Origin of the sequence: Sphingomonas sp. CCH9-E2, assembly GCF_001557215.1 — a bacterium.
Classification (GTDB): Bacteria; Pseudomonadota; Alphaproteobacteria; order Sphingomonadales; family Sphingomonadaceae; genus Sphingomonas.
In genome coordinates, this window is record NZ_LSJM01000350.1 from 1 (window position 1) to 3,399 (window position 3,399).

At 70.1% G+C, this 3,399-nt stretch carries 2 protein-coding genes; both read right to left on the reverse strand.

What is annotated here, in order from left to right:
- Nucleotides 1-81 precede the first annotated feature (81 nt).
- Nucleotides 82-1,086 carry a ferrochelatase gene (hemH, locus tag AX681_RS16285; RefSeq protein WP_066656622.1) on the reverse strand — a complete coding sequence of 335 codons (1,005 nt, stop codon included), beginning with the start codon at nucleotides 1,084-1,086 and terminating at the stop codon, nucleotides 82-84.
- Nucleotides 1,086-3,311, reverse strand: a complete 2,226-nt coding sequence (locus tag AX681_RS16290) for a xanthine dehydrogenase family protein molybdopterin-binding subunit (RefSeq protein WP_197424309.1) — start codon at nucleotides 3,309-3,311, stop codon at nucleotides 1,086-1,088. The genes hemH and AX681_RS16290 overlap by 1 nt, the downstream gene beginning before the upstream one ends.
- Nucleotides 3,312-3,399: the final 88 nt, after the last annotated feature.

Genomic DNA, 3,399 nt, shown 5'->3' on the forward strand with positions numbered 1-3,399 from the left:
ACCGGCCCGCTCCCCCACCCGGCCACCCAACGCCAGTATCCTATGGGTGGCCGGGTGGGGGAGCGGGCCGGTGCCGTCAGCCTAGGCAAGGGCCACCCAGCCTGCAAGTTCCGATGCGACGATGCTGCGCAGCATCGCGATGCCCGGTTCACTATCGTTGAGGCATGACAGATAGGCGAAATGCGTGCCCCCCGCCGCCTCGAAGCTCTCGCGCCCGCGGATCGCCAGCTCCTCCAGCGTCTCCAAACAGTCGGCGGAAAAGCCCGGTGCGACGATCGCGATCTTCTTCACGCCCTTGCCCGGCAGCGCCTCCAGCACCGTATCGGTCGCCGGCTCCAGCCACTTGGCCCGCCCGAACCGCGACTGGAACGTCACCGTCAGTTCCCGCCCCAGCGCCTCGCCCAGCAGCCGCGCGGTCTTGCGGCAATGGCAGTGATAGGGATCGCCGAGCTCCAGCGTCCGCTGCGGCATCCCGTGAAAGCTCGCCAGCACCGCATCCGGCTCGAACTCGAGCGCCGCAAGCTGCGTCCGCACCGACTCCGCCAGCGCGGCGATGTAACGCGGATCGTCATGATAGGGCGGCAGCGTGCGCAGCGCCGGCTGCCAACGCATCGCGGCCAGCGTCTCGAACGCCTTGTCCACCACCGTCGCGGTCGTCGCCGCGCAATATTGCGGATAGAGCGGCGCGATCAGGATGCGCTCGCACCCGGCATCCTTCATCGCCTTCAGCTTTGCCGGGATCGACGGATTGCCATAGCGCATCGCCCAGTCGACCGTCACTTCGGGCCACGCAGCCTGCAATGCCACCGCCTGTCGCTTCGTAATCGCGGCCAGCGGCGACCCGTCATCGGTCCACACCTGTTGATAGGCATGCGCCGACTTGGCCGGACGCGTGCGCAGGATGATGCCGCGCAGGATCGGCTGCCAGATCAGCGCCGGGATCTCGACCACGCGCCGGTCCGACAGAAATTCGCCCAGATAGCGCCGCACCGCACCCGCATCGGGCGCGTCGGGCGTGCCCAGATTGACCAGCAGCACGCCGATCCGCCGCGGCGCGACCGCGGGATGGCCTTCGGGTAACGCCATCATTCGCCTCCGGGAATCAGGGGAAGTTGCCGCAACCGCACGCCGGTCGCGGCATGGATCGCGTTGGCGATGGCGGGCGCGACCGGCGGCACCGCCAGCTCGCTCACCCCGCCCGGTTCGGCCTCGCTCGCGATCAGCTCGATCATGATCTCGGGGGTGTCGGCTAGGCGCGGCAGGTCGAGATCGGCAAAGCCGCGCGCCTCCGCCATGTTGCCGGTAAAGCCGGTCGTCGCGCCCAGCGCCCCTGCCATGCCGAAGATCAGCCCGCCCTCGATCTGCTGCTGCACGACGTCCGGATTGACCACGCGCCCGCAATCGACCGCCGCGACGATGCGATCGACCTTGATCCGCTGATCCCCGCCGACCGACGCCTCGACCATCACCGCGATATAGGATCCGCGAAAGGCATGGCACGCCAGCCCCTGCCCGCTGCCCGCAAGTCCGCCCTGCCACCCGCCCAATGTCGCCACGGTCGACAGGCACCGCGCCAGCCGCGGCTCGCCGCCCAGCATCGCGATGCGGAAACTATGCGCCTCGATCTGCGCGACATGCGCCAGTTCGTCGATGAAGCTTTCGGTGAAGAAGGCGGTGGCCGCGTGCGATCCTGACCGCCAGTAACCGGTCGGGATGCCGATATCGGCGGGGTGATGATCGACCGCCAGATTGGCGATGCGATAGGGCGGCCGCGCCCCCGCCACCGCCGCCGGATCGCCGCTGCCCGCCAGCTTCAGCCCCGCCGCAACCGCGCCGTCCCCGGCCATCAGCCGCTTCGCCAGCTCATGCCCGCTCGCGGGAGCTGCAATCTTGGCGAGCCAGCCCGCTACCGCGCCATTGCTGCCCAGCCGCGCGGTCATCCGCGCCGCGGCCGGTGCGCGATAGCGGTCGTGCAGGCACGTCTCGCCGCGCGACCAGGTCAGCTGCACTGGCTTGCCCACTTCGCGCGCGATCAGTGCCACCTGCTCCGCGACCGCATGTTCCAGATTCTGTCCGAACGATCCCCCGGCGAACACCGGATGGATCACGACATTGCTTGCGCTCATCCCCAGCACATCCGCCACCGCCGCGCGGGCGAGGCCGGGTGCCTGCGTCGCCATCCAGATGCGACAGCGTCCGTCGGCAAAGCTCGCCGTCGCCGCCATCGGCTCGATCGCCGCGTGCAGCGCCACGCCGACGCGATATTCGGCGGTGACCACGCGCGCGCCCTTGAACGTCGCCGACAGGTCGCCCTCCGAGTCGATCCGGCTGCCATCGCCATTCAGCGCGGCGTCAAGCGCGGCCTGAATCGACGCACTATCGACGTTGGTCGCGACCTCGAACCTGGGCTTCATCGCGTCGAGCGCGCGCTGCGCCGCCCAGCTGTTATTGGCGACCGCCGCGACCCAACGCTCATTCTTGACGATGTGCAGCATGCCCGGAACCTTGCGCGCCGCCGCTTCGTCCAGCGCATGCAGCTTCACCGTGCCGACCGGCCCCTGCCGGATCGCGGCGAACACCATGTCGGGCAGGCGGATGTCGGCGGCGAAATTCGCGCTGCCAGTCACCTTGCCCGGCGCGTCCAGCCGCGGCACCGGCTCGCCCATCAGCCGCGCCCCCTCGCCCTCGCGCAGCGGCAGGTCGGCCGGCACCGCCTCGTCGGCGGCCGCAACCGCAATTTCGCCGAACCCGATCTTCTGCTTGTCATGCACGACAAAGCCGTTCGCGGTGTCGCACGCGGTCCAGTCCACGCCCCAGCGCCGCGCCGCCGCCTGGCACAGCATCGCCCGCGCCGCCGCCCCCGCTTCGCGCAGCGGCTCGGCAAACTGGCGCATCGATGTCGACGCACCGGTCAGCACCAGCGCATTGCGCTGCGCATGGGTCGCGCGCAGCCGCTCGGGCAGCACGCCGGGGAACAACTCCCCCGCCGCCAGCGCATTAGCATAAAGCGGGTTCAGCGGCGCCTGTTCGACCCCGACCCGGCGCCAGTCCGCCCCCAGTTCATCGGCCACGATCTGCGGCAGCGTCGTGAACACGCCCTGCCCATATTCGCATTGCGGCACCGCGACCGTAACCTGCCCGTCGGGTGCGATCTTCAACCACGCACCGAACGCCGCTTCGCCCTCGCGCACCGGCAGATTGGGCAGATAGGTGCGCGGCCACGCCGCCCATGCGACGATCAGCCCGATCCCCGCCCCGCCGCCGATCAGCAGCGTGCGCCGGTCGATCCCCTTGATGCCCTTGCGCTCCATTCCCGCCGCTCTAGCGGGGCGCAAAGCAGGGCGCCAGCCGTCCCCGCCAACCTTTCGTCACCCCGGCCTCCGTGCCGGGGTCCACCGG